Raw genomic sequence first — 18287 nt, forward strand, 5'->3', positions numbered from 1 at the left:
CCCGTTCATGGTGGTGCACGCCGCGTTGGCGGTGGTGTTGGCGCGGTTGAGTGCGACCGACGACATCGCGATCGCGACGCCGATCGCCGGTCGCGGCCAGGCGGTGCTCGAGCCGCTCATCGGGATGTTCGTCAACACGCTGGTGCTGCGGACGCACGTAGACCTGTCCGAGTCGTTCGCCGACCTGCTCGCCCGGGTCCGCAGGGTTGATCTAGACGCCTTCGCGCATTCGCAGGTGCCCTTCGAGTCGGTAGTCGACGCCGTGGATCCGGTTCGCTCGCAGGCATTTTCGCCGCTCGCGCAGGTGGCGCTGTCCTTCGACCCGGCTGCGTCGGTCAGCGACGCCGGCACCGTCGCATCGGTGGCAGGCGTCACCTTCGAGTCGGTCTCGGCGCCCGACGTCGCGGCACAGCTGGATCTCACCGTCGTCGTCGCTCCGGGGGCCGACGGAGCGCCGTGGTCCGGCTCGGCGATCTTCGCCACCGACCTGTTCGACGAGACGACGGCAGCGTCGATGATGATCCGATTCGCCCACGTACTCGACGCGCTGACTCGTGATCCAGCCGTCGTCGTCGGCGACGTCGGCCTGCTTCACGACGACGAACGGGCGCAGTTGGCTCGGCGAGCACACGGGCAGCTCGTCGAGTCGGAAATGTCATGCGCCGCAGAGCTGCTCGCCGCCACGGCGTCGAATACGCCGGACGCGGTGGCGATCAGCTTCGAGGGACGACGAGTGTCCTATCGCGAACTCGACATCCGAGTGTCGACGCTCGCGCGGACCCTGTCGTCGATGGGTGTCGGCCCCGACGTCGCCGTCGGACTCGGTGTCCCGCGTTCCATCGAAATGGTCATCGGTCTGCATGCGATCGGGCGTGCCGGTGGACAATTCGTGCCGATCGCCGTCGACGCACCGGCCGAGCGGATCGCCTCCATCGCCGACACCGCCGATCTGCGTGTCATGGTCGTGCGGTCCGGGGCGCCGACTACCGCCGAGGCCGTCGCGCGCGGACGCGGTATCCCGATCGTCGACGTCGACGCGACGGCCGCCGTCGGAGTCGGAGGTGACATCGGCGAGGAGCCCTTGCCGCGGGTTCGGCCGGACAACGCCGCGTACACGATCTTCACGTCGGGCTCGACGGGAACGCCGAAGGGAGTGACCGTATCTCACGGCGCGCTGATGTCGCGGATGTCCGCCGACGCGCGTCGGTACGGCTTCACCGAATCCGATGTATTCCTGCAGATGCTGGAGTACACATTCGATCCCGCGATCCTCGAGTTCCTCCGGCCGGTGATGGTCGGTGCGCCACTCGTGTTGCTCGCGCCCGGTGACAACCGGGATCCACAGCGCATCGTCGGCGTCGTCGAACGCCACCGCGTCACGTCGATTCAACTGGTTCCGTCGATGCTCGCCGCGGTCCTCGACACCGTGTCCGACGCCGCGTGGGCGTCGAGCCTCACGCGTGTGCACACCGGTGGGGAAGCCGTTGCGCGCGCGCTCGCCGACGCGGTGCTCGATGCGTGGCCGCAGGTCGACCTGTACAACCAGTACGGCCCGACGGAGACCGTGATCTATTCGACGCTGGCGCAGATCCGTTCCGGGCGCGGCACCGTCGCGATCGGCGGGCCGGCGGCCAACGCGACGGCGTACGTCCTCGACCGCCGACTCGGGCTGGTGCCCGACGGCGTCACCGGCGAGTTGTACCTCGGCGGCGCAGCGGTCGCACGCGGATACGTCGGGCGACCCGACCTGTCCGCGGAGCGCTTCGTGGCCGATCCGTTCACGGCGGGCGGACGGCTCTACCGGACCGGCGACCTGGTGCGGTGGACGACGGCCGGCGAGTTGGAATACGTGGGGCGCAGCGACTTTCAAGTGAAGGTCCGCGGGCAGCGGATCGAACTCGAAGAAGTCGAGGCCGCCCTGATCGGAGCTCCCGGAGTGACGCGAGCGGCAGCCGCGGTGGCGTCGGCGCCCGGTGGTGTCCAGCATGTGGTGGGCTACGTGTCGCCGGCGTCGACCGATGTCGCGCGGGTGAAAGCTGCTGCGGCGCAATCCTTGCCGGAGTACATGGTGCCTTCGGTATGGGTGGTGCTCGACGCAGTGCCGCTGAATTCGGCGGGCAAGATCGACCGGCGCGCCCTGCCCGCCCCGGACTTCACGACCCGCACTGCCGAGATCGTCGAACCGGTCGGCGAGCGCGAGTCGGCGGTGGCCGAGGTCGTCGCCGCGGTGCTCGGGGTCCCTCGGGTGTCGGCGACCGAATCGTTCTTCGAGCTGGGCGGCAACTCGCTGTCGGCGATGCGCCTGGCGGCCCGAGTGGCAGCGGTGCTCGGGGTGGCCGTATCGGTCCGCGACGTGTTCGACGCGCCGTCGGTGCGCGCCCTGGTCGCGCGTCTCGTCGGGAATGCCCCGGCGACGACGACGGTGAGTTCCGTGGCGCCGCGACCGAGGTGGATTCCACTGTCCTTCGCGCAGCAGCGCATCTGGTTCATCAACCAGTTCGATCCGTACGACGGCGCGTACAACATCCCGGTGGTACTGCGACTGTCGGGGACCGTCGACGTCGATGCGCTGCGGGCGGCCGTCGTCGACGTCGTGATGCGCCACGAGGTGCTGCGGACGACGTTCCCCGCCGACGACGGTGTGCCGCGGCAACTGATCGCCGACGTCGACTTGGTTGCGGCGCAGCTGGATTGGGCGCTGGTGACCTCGGCGGATGAGCTGTCGGCCGCCATCGCTCAGGGCTTCGAGGTCACCGCGCACTGGCCGCTGCGGGTCCGGCTGTGGCCCGCGGCCACCGACGAACTCGTGGTCGCGCTGGTACTTCATCACATCGCCGCCGACGGAGAGTCGCTGCGGCCGTTGGTAGCCGACCTGGTGACGGCGTATTCGGCGCGGCTGGGGGGCTCGGCGCCCGAGTTCGAGCCGCTGCCGGTGCAATTCGCCGACTTCGCCTTGTGGCAGCATGCCGCGCTCGGATCGGTCGCCGACGCGGCCTCGGTCGTCGGTCGGCAAGTGGGCTACTGGGTCGGGCAGCTGTCCGGCGTCCCGGATGTGCTGGAACTGCCCGCTGATCGGCCGCGGCCCGCCGTCGCCTCGCACGACGGCGCAGTCCTGGATTTCACGTTCCCACCGGATACCGGCGCGCGGGTTGCGGCGGTCGCCTCCGCGCACGGGGTGACGTCGTTCATGGTGGTGCACGCGGCGCTCGCGGTCCTGTTGGCTCGGTTGAGCGCGACCGACGACATCGCGATCGCGACGCCGATCGCCGGCCGTGGCGATGCGGCGCTGGAACCGCTGGTCGGAATGTTCGTCAACACGCTGGTGTTGCGGACGCGAGTGGATCCGTCGGCGTCGTTCGCGGAGTTGCTGACGAGAGTACGCGACGTCGACCTGGACGCCTTCGCGCATGCCGACGTACCCTTCGAGTCGGTGGTCGAGGCGGTGGATCCCGCTCGGTCACAGGCATTCTCGCCACTGGCCCAGGTGATGCTGTCCGTCGACCCGATCGGATCGGTGACCGATACGCCGGTCGAGATCGACGGGCTGGGCATCACCGCCGTGCGTTCGTCGAGGGTGCCCGCACAGTCCGATCTGTCCGTCGTCGTCAACACGGCATCGCCCGACGGATGGTCCGGATCGGTGGTGTTCGCCACCGACCTGTTCGACGAGTCCACCGCACAATCGATGGTCGACCGGCTGGTCAACCTCGTGGCTGCGTTCACCGCCGATACTTCGGTGCCGGTCGGCGATGCGCCGATCGTCGGCCCGGCGGAACACACCGCGCTGCACGCCTATTCGGACGGACCCGCGGTCACGGTGCCCGCGGTGACACTCGCGGACCTGCTGACCGGGGGTGGCGTCGGAACCGGGATCGCCGTGATCGACGGCACCCGTGCGGTCTCGCGTACCGAGTTCGCCGCTCGGGTGAATACCCTTGCGCGGGAATTGATTTCGGCGGGGGTGGCGCCGGAGTCGGCGGTGGCGATATGCATCGAGCGCAGCGTCGACATGCTGGTGGCGATCCATGCCGTGGTGGTCGCGGGTGGACAGTACGTGCCGATCGCTGTCGATGCGCCAGCGGATCGGGTCGCCTACCAGCTGGCGACCGCGGGTGTTCGAGTCGTGGTGGTGTCGGCGGCGTCGAATCCGCTCGCCGCCGTCACCGCCGACGGAGTTGTGACGATCGCTGTCGACTCCACCGCCGAGGTGAACCCGGCGACGCCGCCGGTGACCGATGCCGATCGACGCTCGCCGCTGCTGCCCGCACATCCGGCCTACACCTTGTTCACGTCGGGATCGACCGGTAGGCCCAAGGGTGTCACGGTGTCACATGCGGCCGTTGTGAACCGACTGTGGTGGATGCGTGACGATTTCGGGTTGTCCGCCGAGCACGTGTTCCTGCAGAAGACACCGGTGACCTTCGACGTCTCGGTATGGGAATTGTTCGAGCCGTTCGTCATCGGCGCACCGTTGGTAGTGGCCGCACCCCAGCGGCACGGCGACGCGGTCTATCTGGCCGATGTGATTGAGCGCCACTCGGTTTCGGTCGTGCATTTCGTCCCGTCGATGCTTTCCGCATTCACCGACACGGTGGGTGAGCGGCTCGGTGAACTCGGCAGCCTGAAGTTCGTGTTCACCTCGGGCGAGGCTCTGCCGGTTGCACCGGCCGCGGCGATCGCGGCGCTGCCCGGGGTGCGCCTGATCAATATGTACGGCCCGACGGAGGCCGCTGTCGAGGTGAGCGCCTACGAGGTGACCGGACGCGAGTCGCTCATTCCGATCGGTCGAGCCGTGGCGAATACGACCACGCGGGTACTCGATCGACGGTTGCGCCCGGTGCCGGTCGGGGTGCCGGGTGAGTTGTATCTGGGCGGTGTGCAGGTAGCGCGGGGATACGCCGCCGCAGCAGCGTTGACGGCGGAGCGATTCGTCGCTGATCCCGGTGCGGCACAGGCGGGTTCGCGGTTATATCGCACGGGTGATGTGGTGCGGTGGAACTCTGTGGGTGACCTGGAGTACCTCGGGCGGTCGGATTTCCAGGTGAAGTTGCGTGGGCAGCGGGTGGAGTTGGGGGAGGTCGAGGCGGTGCTGGGCAGTGTGCCTGGCGTCGTGCATGCGGCTGCGACGGTGGTGTCGGCGCCGGGTGGGGATCAACATCTGGTGGGTTATGTGGCACCGTCGAGTGTTGACGTGGATCGGGTGAAAGCGATTGTGGCTCAGGCGCTTCCGACCTACATGGTGCCGACGGTGTGGGTACGGCTCGACGATGTCGCGCTGACCGCGTCGGGCAAGCTGGATCGTCGAGCGTTGCCCGCTCCGGATTTCGGCGCGGCAGGAGAATTCGTCGCAGCCGACACCGAGGTCGAACGCGCGCTGGCGGGTGTGTTCGCGGATGTGCTTGGGGTGGACGAGGTTTCGGTTCTCGCGTCGTTCTTCGAGTTGGGCGGCAACTCGTTGTCGGCGATGCGGTTGGCGGCGCGGGCGTCGGCGGTGTTGGGGGTCGAGGTGTCGGTGCGCGAGGTATTCGACGCTCCGTCGGTGCGTGCGCTGGCGGCGACGGACATCGCGTCGGGCGCGAAGCCGGTAGCGGTCGAGGCTGTTCCGCGCCCGGATCGCGTTCCGTTGTCCTTTGCCCAGCAACGCATCTGGTTCATCAGTCAGCTCGATCCGGCGTCGTCGGCGTACAACATTCCGGCGGTCTTGCGGCTGGTCGGCGAGTTGGACGTCGCGGCATTGCGCGCGGCCGTTACCGACGTGGTGACCCGGCACGACATACTGCGGACCACCTTCCCCAACGTCGACGGCGTCGGCTATCAGCTGATCGGCGATAGCACCGAATTCGGTGAGCGAGACGTATGGCGGCTCGTCGCCTCCGAGACGGAGTTGTTCGCCGCGTTGTCCGAGGGTTTCGACGTCACCGTGCAGTGGCCCATCCGGGTCCGGTTGTGGCGGCTCGCCGACGACGAGGTGGTGCTGGCGATCGTGGTCCATCACATCGCCGCCGACGGCGAGTCGTTGGGTCCGCTGGTCGCCGACCTGGTCGGCGCGTACACGGCACGGGCGTCGGGCGGCGTTGCGGACTTCACGCCGCTGCCGGTGCAGTTCGCCGATTACGCGATCTGGCAGCACCACGTGCTCGGCTCCCCAGACGACGCGGATTCCATTGCGGGGCAGCAGCTTTCCTATTGGCGCAGGCAACTGGCCGACGCGCCGCAGGTGCTGGAGCTGCCGACCGATCGGGCACGCCCGCCCATCGCGTCACATCGCGGGGCGGTACACGACTTCGTCTTCCCGGCCGGGGTCGGCGAGCGGGTAGCCACAGTCTCGGCGGCGCACGGTACGACACCCTTCATGGTGCTTCACGCCGCCCTGGCGGTGCTGTTGGCGCGACTGGCCGCGACCACCGACATCGCAATCGCTACGCCGATTGCCGGTCGCGGCGACGCCGCGCTGGAGCCGCTGGTCGGAATGTTCGTCAACACGCTGGTACTGCGGACCCAGATAGCGCCGACCGACACGTTCGGGGACGTCCTGGCGCACGTGCGGGCGATCGACCTGGACGCGTTCGCGCACGCGGAGGTGCCGTTCGAGGCGGTGGTCGAGGCGGTGGATCCGGTCCGGTCGCAGGCCTTCGAACCGCTCGCCCAGGTGATGTTGTCGTTCGCCCCGGGTGCGTCGCTCGCCGGAGTGAACGTCGAGGTCGACGGGCTGACGGTCAGCGGTGTTCCCGTCCCGTACTCGCCCGCACAGCGCGACATCACGGTGACGATTGTTCCGGACGGACCCGAATGGTCGGGCACGGTGAACTACGCCACCGACCTGTTCGACGAGTCCACCGTCGAGTCGATGATGACCCGGTTCGTCGATGTGCTGGCGGCGTTGACGCGCGATCCCGCCATGACGATCGGCGACGCGTCGATCCTCGACCCGGCCGAATATGCGGCGTTGCAGGCGAATTCGACCGGGCCGGTGGTCGCGGTGCCTGCGGTGACGCTTGCTGATCTGATCGGTGGGGTGGGGCGTGGTGATGGTGTTGCGGTGGTGGACGGGGTGCGGGTGGTGTCTCGTCGGGAGTTTGCGGCGCGGGTGAATTGTTTTGCGCGGGAGTTGATTTCGGTTGGGGTGGGGCCGGAGTCGGCGGTTGCGGTGAGTGTTGAGCGTGGCGTGGATATGTTGGTGGCGGTTCATGCGGTGATTGTTGCGGGTGGGCAGTATGTGCCGGTGGCGGTGGATGCGCCGGTGGAGCGGGCGGGGTATCAGGTGGAGTCCGCGGGTGTGCGGGTGGTGGTGGTGTCTGCGGGGGATGTTGTGCCGCAGTGGGTTTCGGCAGTCTCTGGTGTGCGGGTGGTGGTGGTCGATTCGTCGGTGGTGGTGGATGTCGCGGTGGCGCCGGTGGCCGATGTCGAGCGGCGTTCGCGGCTGTTGCCTGGGCATCCGGCGTATACGTTGTTTACTTCGGGGTCGACGGGGCGGCCGAAGGGGGTGACCGTCTCGCATGCTGCGGTGGTGAACCGGCTGCTGTGGATGCGTGACGATTATGCGTTGGGTGCTGATGAGGTGTTTTTGCAGAAGACGCCGGTGACGTTCGATGTGTCGGTGTGGGAGTTGTTTTTGCCGTTTGTGGTGGGTGCGCGTGTGGCGCTGGCTGCGCCGGGTCGTCATGGTGATGCGCGGTATTTGGCGGATGTGATTGTGCGGGAGTCGGTGTCGGTGGTGCATTTCGTGCCGTCGATGCTGTCGGCATTCATCGACGTGGTCGGCGAGCGGCTCGGCGAACTGACCAGTCTGAACTTCGTATTCGCCTCGGGTGAGGCGTTGACGTCCGTACCCGCAGCGGCGGTGCGTTCAGCGCTTCCGTCCACGCGCGTCGTGAACATGTACGGTCCGACGGAGGCCGCCGTCGAGGTGACCGCGTATGAGGTGTGCGGTGGTGAGTCGATCGTTCCGATCGGTGGTCCGGTGGCGAATACGACGACGCGGGTGTTGGATGAGCGCCTGCGTCCGGTGCCGGTCGGGGTGCCGGGTGAGTTGTATCTGGGTGGGGTGCAGGTGGCGCGCGGATATGCCGCCGCAGCAGCGTTGACGGCGGAGCGATTCGTCGCTGATCCCGGTGCGGCACAGGCGGGTTCGCGGCTGTATCGCACGGGTGATGTGGTGCGGTGGAACTCTGTGGGTGACCTGGAGTACCTCGGGCGGTCCGATTTCCAGGTGAAGTTGCGTGGGCAGCGGGTGGAGTTGGGGGAGGTGGAGGCGGTGTTGTCGTCGGCTCCGGGCGTGGTGCATGCGGCCGCGGCGGTGGTGTCGGCGCCGGGTGGGGATCAGCATTTGGTGGGGTATGTGGCACCGTCGAGTGTTGATGTGGATCGGGTGAGAGTGCTTGCGGCTCAGGCGCTTCCGACCTACATGGTGCCGACGGTGTGGGTGGGGCTCGATGATGTGGCGTTGACGGTGTCGGGGAAATTGGATCGTCGGGCGTTGCCGGCTCCGGATTTCGGTTCGGTGGCGGTGGAGTTCGTTGGGGCGGCGTCGGATGCCGAGCGTGCGCTGTCTGCTGTGTTCGCGGGTGTGCTTGGGGTGGAGCGGGTTTCGGTTGTCGAGTCGTTTTTCGAGTTGGGTGGAAACTCGTTGTCGGCGATGCGGTTGGCGGCGCGGGCGTCGTCGGTGTTGGGGGTCGAGGTGTCGGTGCGTGAGGTGTTCGATGCTCCGTCGGTGCGGGCCTTGATTGCGGCGGTTGCGGGTAATGCGGTTGTGTTGGCGCCGATCACGGCTGTCGTGCCGCGTCCGGATCGTGTTCCGTTGTCCTTTGCCCAGCAACGGATGTGGTTCATCAATCAATTCGACGTGTCGTCGCCGGCTTACAACATTCCGACGGTGCTCCGCGTGAGCGGTGACCTCGACGTCGAAGCCCTGCGTTACGCGGTGTCAGACCTGCTGAGCCGCCACGAGGTGCTGCGAACGACGTTCCCGGCCGACGACGGCGTCGCGTTCTGGCAGATCGGCGATCAGAGTGAGATGATCGAGCGCGGCGTGTGGCGGGAGGTGACCTCGCGCGACGAGATCGAGTCGCTCGTGATGGCAGGCTTCGACGTGACCGCGCAATGGCCGATCAGGGTGGTGGTCTGGCGCGACGCGACCGGGCCGACGGAGCACCTGCTCGCGGTGGTCACCCATCACATCGCCGCAGACGGTGAATCGGTCCTGCCGCTGGTGACCGACCTCGTCGGTGCGTACACCGCGCGTGCGGCCGGTCACGCGCCCGAATTCGCTCCGCTGCCAGTGCAATTCGCCGACTACGCAATCTGGCAGCATGACGTGTTGGGCTCGCCGACCGATCCGGAATCGGTCGCCGGGCGGCAGGTGGGCTACTGGGTCGACCAGCTCGCCGGGTTGCCGGACGTGCTGGAACTGCCGGTCGATCGCCCGCGCCCGCACGTGGCGTCGCATCGTGGTGGTGTAGTCGATTTCACGGTCGCGGCTGACGTCGGTGACCGGGTCGGGTCCGTCGCAGCGACATACGGTGTCACGCCGTTCATGGTGGTGCATGCCGCATTCGCGGTGTTGCTGGCTCGGTTGAGCGCGACCGACGACATCGCGATCGCGACGCCGATCGCCGGCCGCGGCCAGGCGGTGCTCGAGCCGCTGATCGGGATGTTCGTCAACACCCTGGTGCTACGGACCGACGTGGATCCGTCGGCGTCCTTCGCCGAGTTGCTGACGCGAGTGCGCGACGTCGACCTGGACGCGTTCGCGCACGCCGACCTACCGTTCGAATCGGTGGTCGAAGCGGTCGATCCCGTTCGGTCGCAGGCATTCTCACCGCTTGCTCAAGTTGCCCTGTCGTTTGACCCGGCGGCGTCGATGGCCGAGTCCGGGCCGGTCTCGGTGGCCGGTGTCTCGTTCGAATCCGTTGCGCCACCAGGAGTTTCAGCTCAGATCGACCTGACCGTCGTCGTATCCCCGGGTGCTGGCGGCGAAGCGTGGACCGGCTCGGCGGTATTCGCCGCCGATCAATTCGACGCCACGACCGTGGCATCGATGATGGACCGGTTCGTGGCGTTGCTGGGGGCATTGACGTCGAATCCGTCGACGTCGCTGGGCGATGTGTCGGTGGTGGATGCCGACGAACGCGAGCGACTGACGCGGTTCGGACGAGGCACAGAGCTGACCGTCGCGCAACCCACCGCCGCGCAGATGCTCGTCGGGGCGGCGCTGCGCACGCCGGATGCGGTCGCGGTGCGCTACGGAAACCGCGTGGTGACCTACCGCGAGCTGGCCGCCCGGGCGTCCGATCTTGCGCGGCAACTGATTTCGCTCGGCGTGGGACCCGACGTCGCGGTCGGCGTGTGCGCCGACCGGTCGGTGGAGATGGTCATCGCGCTGCATGCGGTGGTCCTGGCGGGCGGGCATTTCGTGCCGATCGCCGTCGACGCACCCGCTCGGCGCGTCGGGTACATCACCGATACCGCGGCCTTGCGGGTGATCGTCGTGTCGCCGGGCACCGACGGCGGGATCGGTGCCCAGGTGGCGGGCGAACGCGGCATCCCGGTGGTGCTCGCCGACGCCTCCGACGATGTGGATCCGGCGATGTCGTTGGTCGGCGACGGAGATCGGCTGGGACCGTTGTCGCCCGAGCACGCCGCGTACACGATGTTCACGTCCGGGTCGACGGGGCGGCCGAAGGGCGTGACGGTGCCCCACCGGGCGCTGATGGCGCACATCACCGCCGACGAGGTGTACTACGGATTCTCGGCGTCGGACGTATTTCTGCAGGTGTTGGAGTACACCTTCGACCCGTCGGTGCTGGAGTTCTTCCGCCCGGCGAATGTCGGTGCGGCGCTTGTCCTGCTCGGCCCGGGCGAACATCGGGATCCGCTCCGGATCGCCGACGTCGTCGAGAGTTGCGCGGTGACGTCGGCGATCTTCGTGCCGTCGATGCTGTCGGTGCTGATCGATGTGCTGCGGGCGCGCGGCAGCGCGTGGGCGTCGACGTTGCGCTGGATTCACACCGGTGGCGAGGCGCTGTCGCCGGCACTGGCGGACGCGGTGTGCTCGGCCTGGCCCGACGTCGAGTTGCACAACCAGTACGGTCCGACGGAGACGTCGATCTATTCGACCGTGTCGCACGTGCGGTCGGGACGCGCCGTCGTCCCGATCGGTCGCCCGGTGCCGAACACCTACGCCTACGTGCTCGACGGACGGCTTGGGTTGTCGCCCGTCGGCGTCGTCGGCGAGTTGTACATCGGCGGTGACTTCGTCGCGCGCGGTTACGCATCGCAGCCGGGACTGACCGCGCGGCGGTTCGTGCCGGATCCGTTCGCGCCGGGACATCGGATGTACCGGACCGGTGATCTGGTGCGGTGGAGCGCGGCGGGCGAGTTGGAGTACTTGGGGCGCAGCGACTTTCAAGTCAAGGTGCACGGACAGCGCATCGAGCTCGAAGAGATCGAGGCGGTGCTCGCCGGTGCGCCGGGGGTGGTGCACGAGGCCGCCGCGGTCGCGACCGCCGATGACGGGGCACAGCATCTGGTCGGCTATGTCTCACCCGCGACCGTCGACCTCGAACGAGTGAAAAGTGTTGTGGCGCAGGCCTTACCGGAGTACATGGTGCCGTCGGTGTGGGTGGTGCTCGACGATGTGCCGCTCAGCTCGGCCGGCAAGATCGATCGGCGCGCGTTGCCGGTACCGGATTTCGCGACATCGGCGGGTGAGTTCGTCGAGCCTGCCGGCGATGTCGAGGCGCGAGTCGCGGGAGTCGTCGCGTCGGTGCTCGGTGTGCCGCGAGTGTCGGTGGTCGACTCGTTCTTCGCGTTGGGCGGCAACTCGTTGTCGGCGATGCGGCTGGCGGCGCGAGCGGGCGCGGTGCTCGGCGTCGACGTGTCGGTGCGCGACGTCTTCGACGCGCCGTCGGTGCGGCAGCTGGTCGCCCGGACGTCGACGCGGACCGCGAGGGCGGCGATCCCGGCCGAACGGATTCCGCTTTCCCTTGCGCAGCAACGGATGTGGTTCATCAATCAGTTCGACCCGGCCGATGCGACCCACAACATCGTGCTGACAATGCGTGTCCACGGCGATCTCGACGTCGGTGCGCTTCGCGCGGCGGTACTCGATGTGATTGCGCGCCAACAGGTGCTGCGCACGTCGTTCCCCAGTGAAAACGGTCTCGCTGCCCAGCGGATCGGATCGCCGGACGAGTTCGAGGACCGCGGGGTGTGGCGGGTCGTCGACGCCGAGTCCGACCTGGAGGCCGCCGCGACTCAGGGGTTCGATCTCGCGGCCGCCTGGCCGGTCCGGGTACGACTGCTCGGTGTCTCGCCGTCGGAGTTCCGCGTCGTCGTCGTGCTGCATCACATCGCCGCCGACGGTGAATCACTGCGACCGTTGGTGAACGACCTGGCGAGCGCGTACGCCGCGAGGAGTGCCGGGGTTGCCCCCGAATTCGCCGCGCTGCCACTGCAATTCGCCGACTACGCGGTGTGGCAACGCAGGGCCGTCGACGGTCCGGACGACGGCGACGATGCGCTCGACCCGCTTCCCGACGCGACCGAGGCCATCGGTCGGCAGCGTGACTACTGGCGCGAGCAACTGGCCGGACTGCCGGCGTTGGTGGAGTTGCCCGCCGACCGCCCGCGGCCCGCAGTCGCCGCCCATCGCGGCGCGACGGTGTCGATCGACGTGGCACCGGCACTCGGCGCTCGCGTCGACGAGTTCGCCGCCGCCAACGACGCCACTCCGTTCGCCGTCGTGCACGCCGCGCTCGCGGTGCTCATCGCACGATTGACCGGCGCCGAGGACATCGCCGTCGGCGCGCCCGTCACCGGTCGGCGCCACGGCGGCCTCGAACCACTCGTCGGCCCGCTGATGAACTCACTGATCCTGCGTACTCGGGTCACCGGTGGGATGACGTACGACCAACTCCTGGCAATCGCGCGGAATATCGGCGCCGAGGCACTCGACAACGCCGATGTCCCCTTCGAGGCCGTCGCCGACGCGGCCGGAGTCGCCAGGTCCGCAGCCTACGCGCCGTTCGCGCAGATCTGGCTCGCCTTCGACACCGGACTGCTCGCCGAGTTCGCGGGCAGTCGCGCCGTCGGGGGTGAGATCGCGGGTGTGACGTTCACGCCGATTCCATCGTCGGAGACGGTCGCCGAAGTGGACCTTCTCGTCGCCGTCGACCGCCGCGACGGCGGGGCCTGGACGATGACGCTGCTCTACGCCACCGACCTGTACGACGAATCGACCGTGCAGACCTTCGGCGCGCAGCTGCTCGCCATTCTGAGCGGAGTGCTCGCCGACCCGTCGACGGCCGTCGGCGACGTCGCCATGTCCACCCGGCCGGTGCGACGGGCGTCGACGCTGGTCGCGCGGCCCGTCGTCGACGAAGCCGCAGGCCTGCGCGAGCTGTTCGCCCGCGCGGCCCACAGATGGGGTCCGCGCCAGGTGCTCGTCGACGCGCACGGCGTCGCCATGACCTACGCTCAGCTCGACGCCGCGTCGAATCGATTGGCGCGCTGGCTGATCCGCCGCGGAGTCGGCCCCGAATCGGTGGTCGCGACTCGCCTCTCGCGGTCGTCGTGGCAGGCCGTCGCGATCGTGGCCGTCGCAAAGACCGGCGCAGTGCAGCTGCCGTGCCGCGACGACACCGTGGTCGACGCGGCGGTCCGGCTCACGACTTCGGGGCTGGCCGGGCCGGAATGGTCGGTGCTCGACGCTGCACCGGTTGCCGATGAACTCGAGGCACTGTCGGACGCGCCGCTGACCGACGCCGAACGGCTCGGTCGCGGCTATGCCGACAGCGCCGCCTGCTTGCTCGACGTCGGCACAGGTGGACGGCGGGTCGTGGTGACCAATCGTGCGCTCGCCGACGTCGGCGCGGAACTGGCGCGCCGCGGCGGCGTCGACGAGTACAGCCGCATTCTGTGGCGCGCGCCGTCGGAGAGCTCCACCGCACTCGTCGAATTCCTGACCGCGCTGGGCGCCGGCGGACTGCTCGTCTGCCCGCCCGACGACGTCGTCGGGGGACAGCCGCTGCAAGACCTCATGATGCGGCAGGCGGTCTCGCATCTCATCGCCGACGAGGCGACGCTCGACACGCTCGACCCGTTGGGTGTGCCCGCGCTGCGCACGGTGCTGGTCACCGAGAACCCGCTCGACGACGATGAGAAGGATGGCTGGGCCGCGATCCGCCGCGTGCAGAGCGTCCTCTGCTGGGCCGAGGCGCTCGCGGTCAGCGTCTCCGACCCGCTGCGGGTGGGCGAGCCCGTCGTCGGCGGCATGCCCCTCGACGGTGTCGCGGCGCTCGTGCTCGACGCTGCGCTCAGGCCGGTCGCCGATGGCGAGTTCGGAGCGTTGTACGTGGTCGGAGACGTCGTCGGGCGCGGTTACGTCGGCGACCCGGCGTCGACGTCGGGTGCGTTCGTCGCCAATCCGTATGGGCGTCCGGGCACGGTCATGTTCGCTACCGGGACGTCGGGGCGGTGGACTGTCGATGCGCGTGGACAGCGGGTACTGGAATTGCGGCGCGACTAGGGTCGTTCGGGTCGCCGGCCCCTCGATACACCGAAGCTCGTTCCTCGCTTCGGCACTCGGGGAGCGGGGTGGGCTGTGGGTCGTTCTCGAGCGGGGTTCTTGGGGTCGCCGGCCGCTCGTTACACCGAAGCTCGTTCCTCGCTTTGGCACTCGGGGAGCGGGGTGGGCTGTGGGTGTCGAGGATCCTGGGTCGTGTTGGGTTGTTCGGGTCGCTGGCCCCTCGTTACACCGAAGCTCGTTCCTCGCTTCGGCACTCGGGGAGCGGGGTGGTGGCGTCTGTCGGGGAGCGGGGTGGTCGCGTCTGTCGTGTGGCGGGGTGGTGGCGTCTGTCGGGGAGCGGGGTGGTCGCGTCTGTCGGGGAGCGGGGTGGTCGCGTCTGTCGTGTTGCGGGGTGGTGGCGTCTGTCGGGGAGCGGGGTGGTCGCGTCTGTCGTGTTGCGGGGTGGTGGCGTCTGTCGGGGAGCGGGGTGGTGGCGTCTGTCGTGTGGCGGGTGCCGGGGCGGTCGCGCTACGGCGCCGCTACCGGTCGGTCGCTGCCTTTCGATAACCGCGCAGCGCGGGATAGGTCGTGAGGGCGAGAATCGCGACGGCCCAGCACACGACGATGATGAGGTTCTTCGTCACCGGTCCGCCCATCGACAGCGCCCGCATCACTTCGATCGCCGGTGACATCGGCTGGTACCGAACGATCGGCTGCAGCCAGTCCGGGTACATGTCGACCGGGACGAAACCGGAGTTGAAAAACATCATCAAGCTCGACAGCAGGCCGATGTAGGGCACCAGGGGGGCGCCCGGTTTCGCGCTGACGGCAAGCGCCAACACGAGCATCGAGAACGCCGCGCCGTACAGCAGCGCCACGCCGACCAGGGCGATCGCCGCGATCGGGCCCTGCGTGAACCGGAATCCGATGAGGTGGCCCGCGGCGAGTAGCACCAGGGTGGTGAGCAGGATGCGGACGAGTTCGGCGGAGATGCGCGAGGTGATGTCGGCGCCGCGATTGATCGGCATGACGTACAGCCGACCCAGCAAACCGGAACTGCGTTCCTGATTGAGCCGGACCGCCGCCGCCGTCGAACCGAACATCGCGCCAACGAGAATGACGAGTGGGACGGTTCCGTATGCGCTGTTCTGGCCGGTGGTCGCCGCGATCGACGATCCCAACAGGATCTTGAACAGGATCATCGACAAGGCGGGCATGAGCAGGCTCTGCGTCATGGTCACCGGATCGCGGAACCAGACGAGCAACTGCCGCCCGGTCAGGGGCAGACTCTGGGTGACCCATGCCTTGATGCTTGTTTCGCGGGGCGCGTTGAGCGCGGGGCCGTCGAGCTCGTGCGCGGATCGGTCGATGTCGGTCATCGGCCCGCCTTGCGGACACCGAAGCCCAACGCGATGGCAGCTACGACCGACAGTCCCACGCACCACCACAGCGCGGGTCCGATGGAGTACCAGGAGAAGTCTCCGGCGTCGACGGCACGCAGCGCGTTGGCCCATTGCGAGATCGGCTGGTTTCGGGCGAACGGCTGCAGCCAGGTCGGGAACGACTGCGCGGTGGCGAAGCCGGTGGAGCACATGCCGAGGATCAGCAGCGGCAGCGCAGTTGCCTGGCTGGTCGCCTCGGGGCTGCCCGCGGCCATGCCGAGACCGTCGGCGAGCAGGCTGCCGGCGACGCCGATCAGCAACGACAATCCGTACAGCGCGGCGAGTCCGGCGACCCCGCCGTGCGGACGCCACCCGATGATCAGGCAGATGATGGTGGCGAAGATCACCGAGACGCACAGCAGGGTGGTATTCGTGGCGAGGCGCGCCAGCGGAGGGATGGCCGGATTCATCGGCAGCACCCGGAATCGGGTGTTGATTCCCTTGTCGCCGTCGATCGCCGACCGCATGGCCGCCGACGACGCCGCGAAACCGACCGACTGCAGAACGATGATCGGCATCAGGAACTGGGCGTAGTCGATACCCTGCAGCGCCATCACCTTGCGCAGCGGCAAGTAGAAACAGATGGCCAGGAACAGCGGCGACACGATGGCGAACACGAACTCGCCGTTCTTGACGATATGCACGATGCCGCGCCGGCTCAACGCGAGCCACTGTCCGAAGGCACTGATCGATTCGGGGGTCGTCCCGACTAGCTGGGTGGTCGTCGTAGCCACGCTGTGGTCAGTTCCTATTCCGGTCCGGATCAGTCAGGTGCAGGAAGACTTCGTCGAGGGAGGGGCGGCGCATCGTCACGTCGGACAGTCGGACGCGCGCCTGGGTGGTGCGCTGCACCACCTCGACGAGCGTGTCGGCACCGTCGGGCGCGGGCACCGACACCGTCAGACGGTTGGGTTCGGCGGCGTCGGGCAGCAGATCCGCGAGGACCGAGATCAGTCGGGGCAACTCGGCCGCGTGCTCCGGGGTGACGTCGCAGTAGGCCGACCCGGTACGCGCCTTGAGCTGGTCGGAGGTGCCCTCGGCGATGACGCGGCCGCGGTCGATGACCACGATGTTGTCCGAGAGCATATCGGCCTCTTCGAGATACTGCGTGGTCAGCAGGGTTGTGACACCGGTGGCCTTGAGCCGTTCGACCAGCGTCCACACGTCCTGGCGGCTGCGTGGGTCGAGTCCCGTCGTCGGCTCGTCGAGGAACACGACCTTGGGGGAGGTGACGAGCCCGCAGGCGATGTCGATGCGGCGCCGCATGCCGCCGGAGTACTGGCCCACCCGTTTGCCGCCCGCTTCGACGAGGGAGAAGTAGTCGAGCAGTTCGTCGGCGCGTGCTTTCGCCTCGGTCTTCTTGAGCCCGAGCAACCGGCCGAACAGGATCAGGTTCTCGCGGCCGGTGAGCGATTCGTCAAGCGCTGCGAACTGTCCGGTCAGCATGATCGACTTACGGACGGCGGCCGGGTCGGTGAGGATGTCATGCCCGCCCACCTGCGCGGTTCCACCGTCCGGGCGCAGCAGGGTGCACAGCATGTTGACGGTCGTGGTCTTGCCCGCGCCATTGGGCCCCAGCAGCGCGACGATGCTGCCCGTCGGCACCGAGAAGCTCACGTCCTCGACGGCGACCATGTCTTTGAATCGCTTGTTCAGGTGTACGGCCTCGATGGCCGGCGGAGAGGCGCTGGGGGCCGCACTCGGCGACATCGCCCATCCGGTGCGCGGTGCCGCCGCTACCGGGGAGATCAGGTCAACCGACTGGTCCCCCCGCGGTACCCGGCCGGAGTCGGTGAACGCACCGATCGGGTGTTCGTTGAACTGTGCCTGCGGCTGCCACGGAGACCGCGGCGCCGCGGACCGGGCCATCGGCGGGGGACCCGCGGGCCGCATCGGCGGTGCGGGGGTGGCGGGCCGTGACGTCGGCGCTGGGGTAGCGGGCCCGAAACCGGGCGGCGCGGTAGTCGGGCCGTCTGTCATCGGCGCAGGACGTCCACCGGCCGCCGGTGTGGCCCCGTTGGTCAGCGGCGATTGGGGAGCGACCGGTCGGCCCGGTATGAACGCCGTCGCCATCTGGGCGAAGGTCGGACCGGTGTTGGCCGCGTGCGCGGGCGAGGCGTGCATCGGGGCGTCGATCGGCGGAATTCGATTGATCGCGGCTCCGGTGTGCACCGGCTCGGGGGACGGGTCGGCGACCGCAGACCCGGATGCCGCCGACTCCGCTACGGGGGCTATCCGGGGCCGAACGTTGGGTCCGGTCGCCGGTGGCCGAACATCGGGTGCGGTCGCCGGGGCCCCTGGCTGTGCGTGCCGATGCTGTTGAACCGCATGCCTGCCGC

The 18287-nt window shown here is 68.5% G+C and carries 4 protein-coding genes; 1 reads left to right on the top strand and 3 read right to left on the bottom strand.

Annotation, left to right across the window (positions count from 1 at the left end; genetic code table 11):
* The coding region (locus tag HH308_RS02470) for a non-ribosomal peptide synthetase (protein ID WP_170192597.1) at positions 1-14527 on the top strand (14527 nt) is incomplete at its 5' end.
* A 518-nt stretch (positions 14528-15045) separates the two neighbouring features.
* Here HH308_RS02470 and HH308_RS02475 read toward each other — a convergent pair.
* Genes HH308_RS02475 through HH308_RS02485 form a run of 3 tightly spaced genes read right to left on the bottom strand, consistent with a single transcriptional unit; the run spans position 15046 to position 18021 of the window.
* Positions 15046-15885 carry an ABC transporter permease gene (locus tag HH308_RS02475; protein WP_170192598.1) on the bottom strand — a complete coding sequence of 280 codons (840 nt, stop codon included), beginning with the start codon at positions 15883-15885 and terminating at the stop codon, positions 15046-15048.
* Entirely contained in the window at positions 15882-16682 is an 801-nt protein-coding gene (locus HH308_RS02480; protein WP_312870295.1) for an ABC transporter permease, read from the bottom strand. Before HH308_RS02480 ends, HH308_RS02475 begins: the two co-directional genes overlap by 4 nt.
* Positions 16683-16689: 7 nt before the next feature.
* Positions 16690-18021, bottom strand: coding sequence for an ATP-binding cassette domain-containing protein (locus HH308_RS02485; protein ID WP_376767155.1), 1332 nt, complete (start codon positions 18019-18021; stop codon positions 16690-16692).
* Between the last annotated feature and the right edge of the window lie 266 nt (positions 18022-18287).

It is taken from the genome of Gordonia asplenii (assembly GCF_012933505.1).
Lineage (GTDB): Bacteria > Actinomycetota > Actinomycetes > Mycobacteriales > Mycobacteriaceae > Gordonia > Gordonia asplenii.

What these genes read in the sequence shown, in the direction of transcription:
- HH308_RS02485 (WP_376767155.1), bottom strand. Translation starts at nt 18,021, where the DNA reads ATGGCGACGGCGTTCATACCGGGCCGACCGGTCGCTCCCCAATCGCCG.
- HH308_RS02475 (WP_170192598.1), bottom strand. Translation starts at nt 15,885, where the DNA reads ATGACCGACATCGACCGATCCGCGCACGAGCTCGACGGCCCCGCGCTC.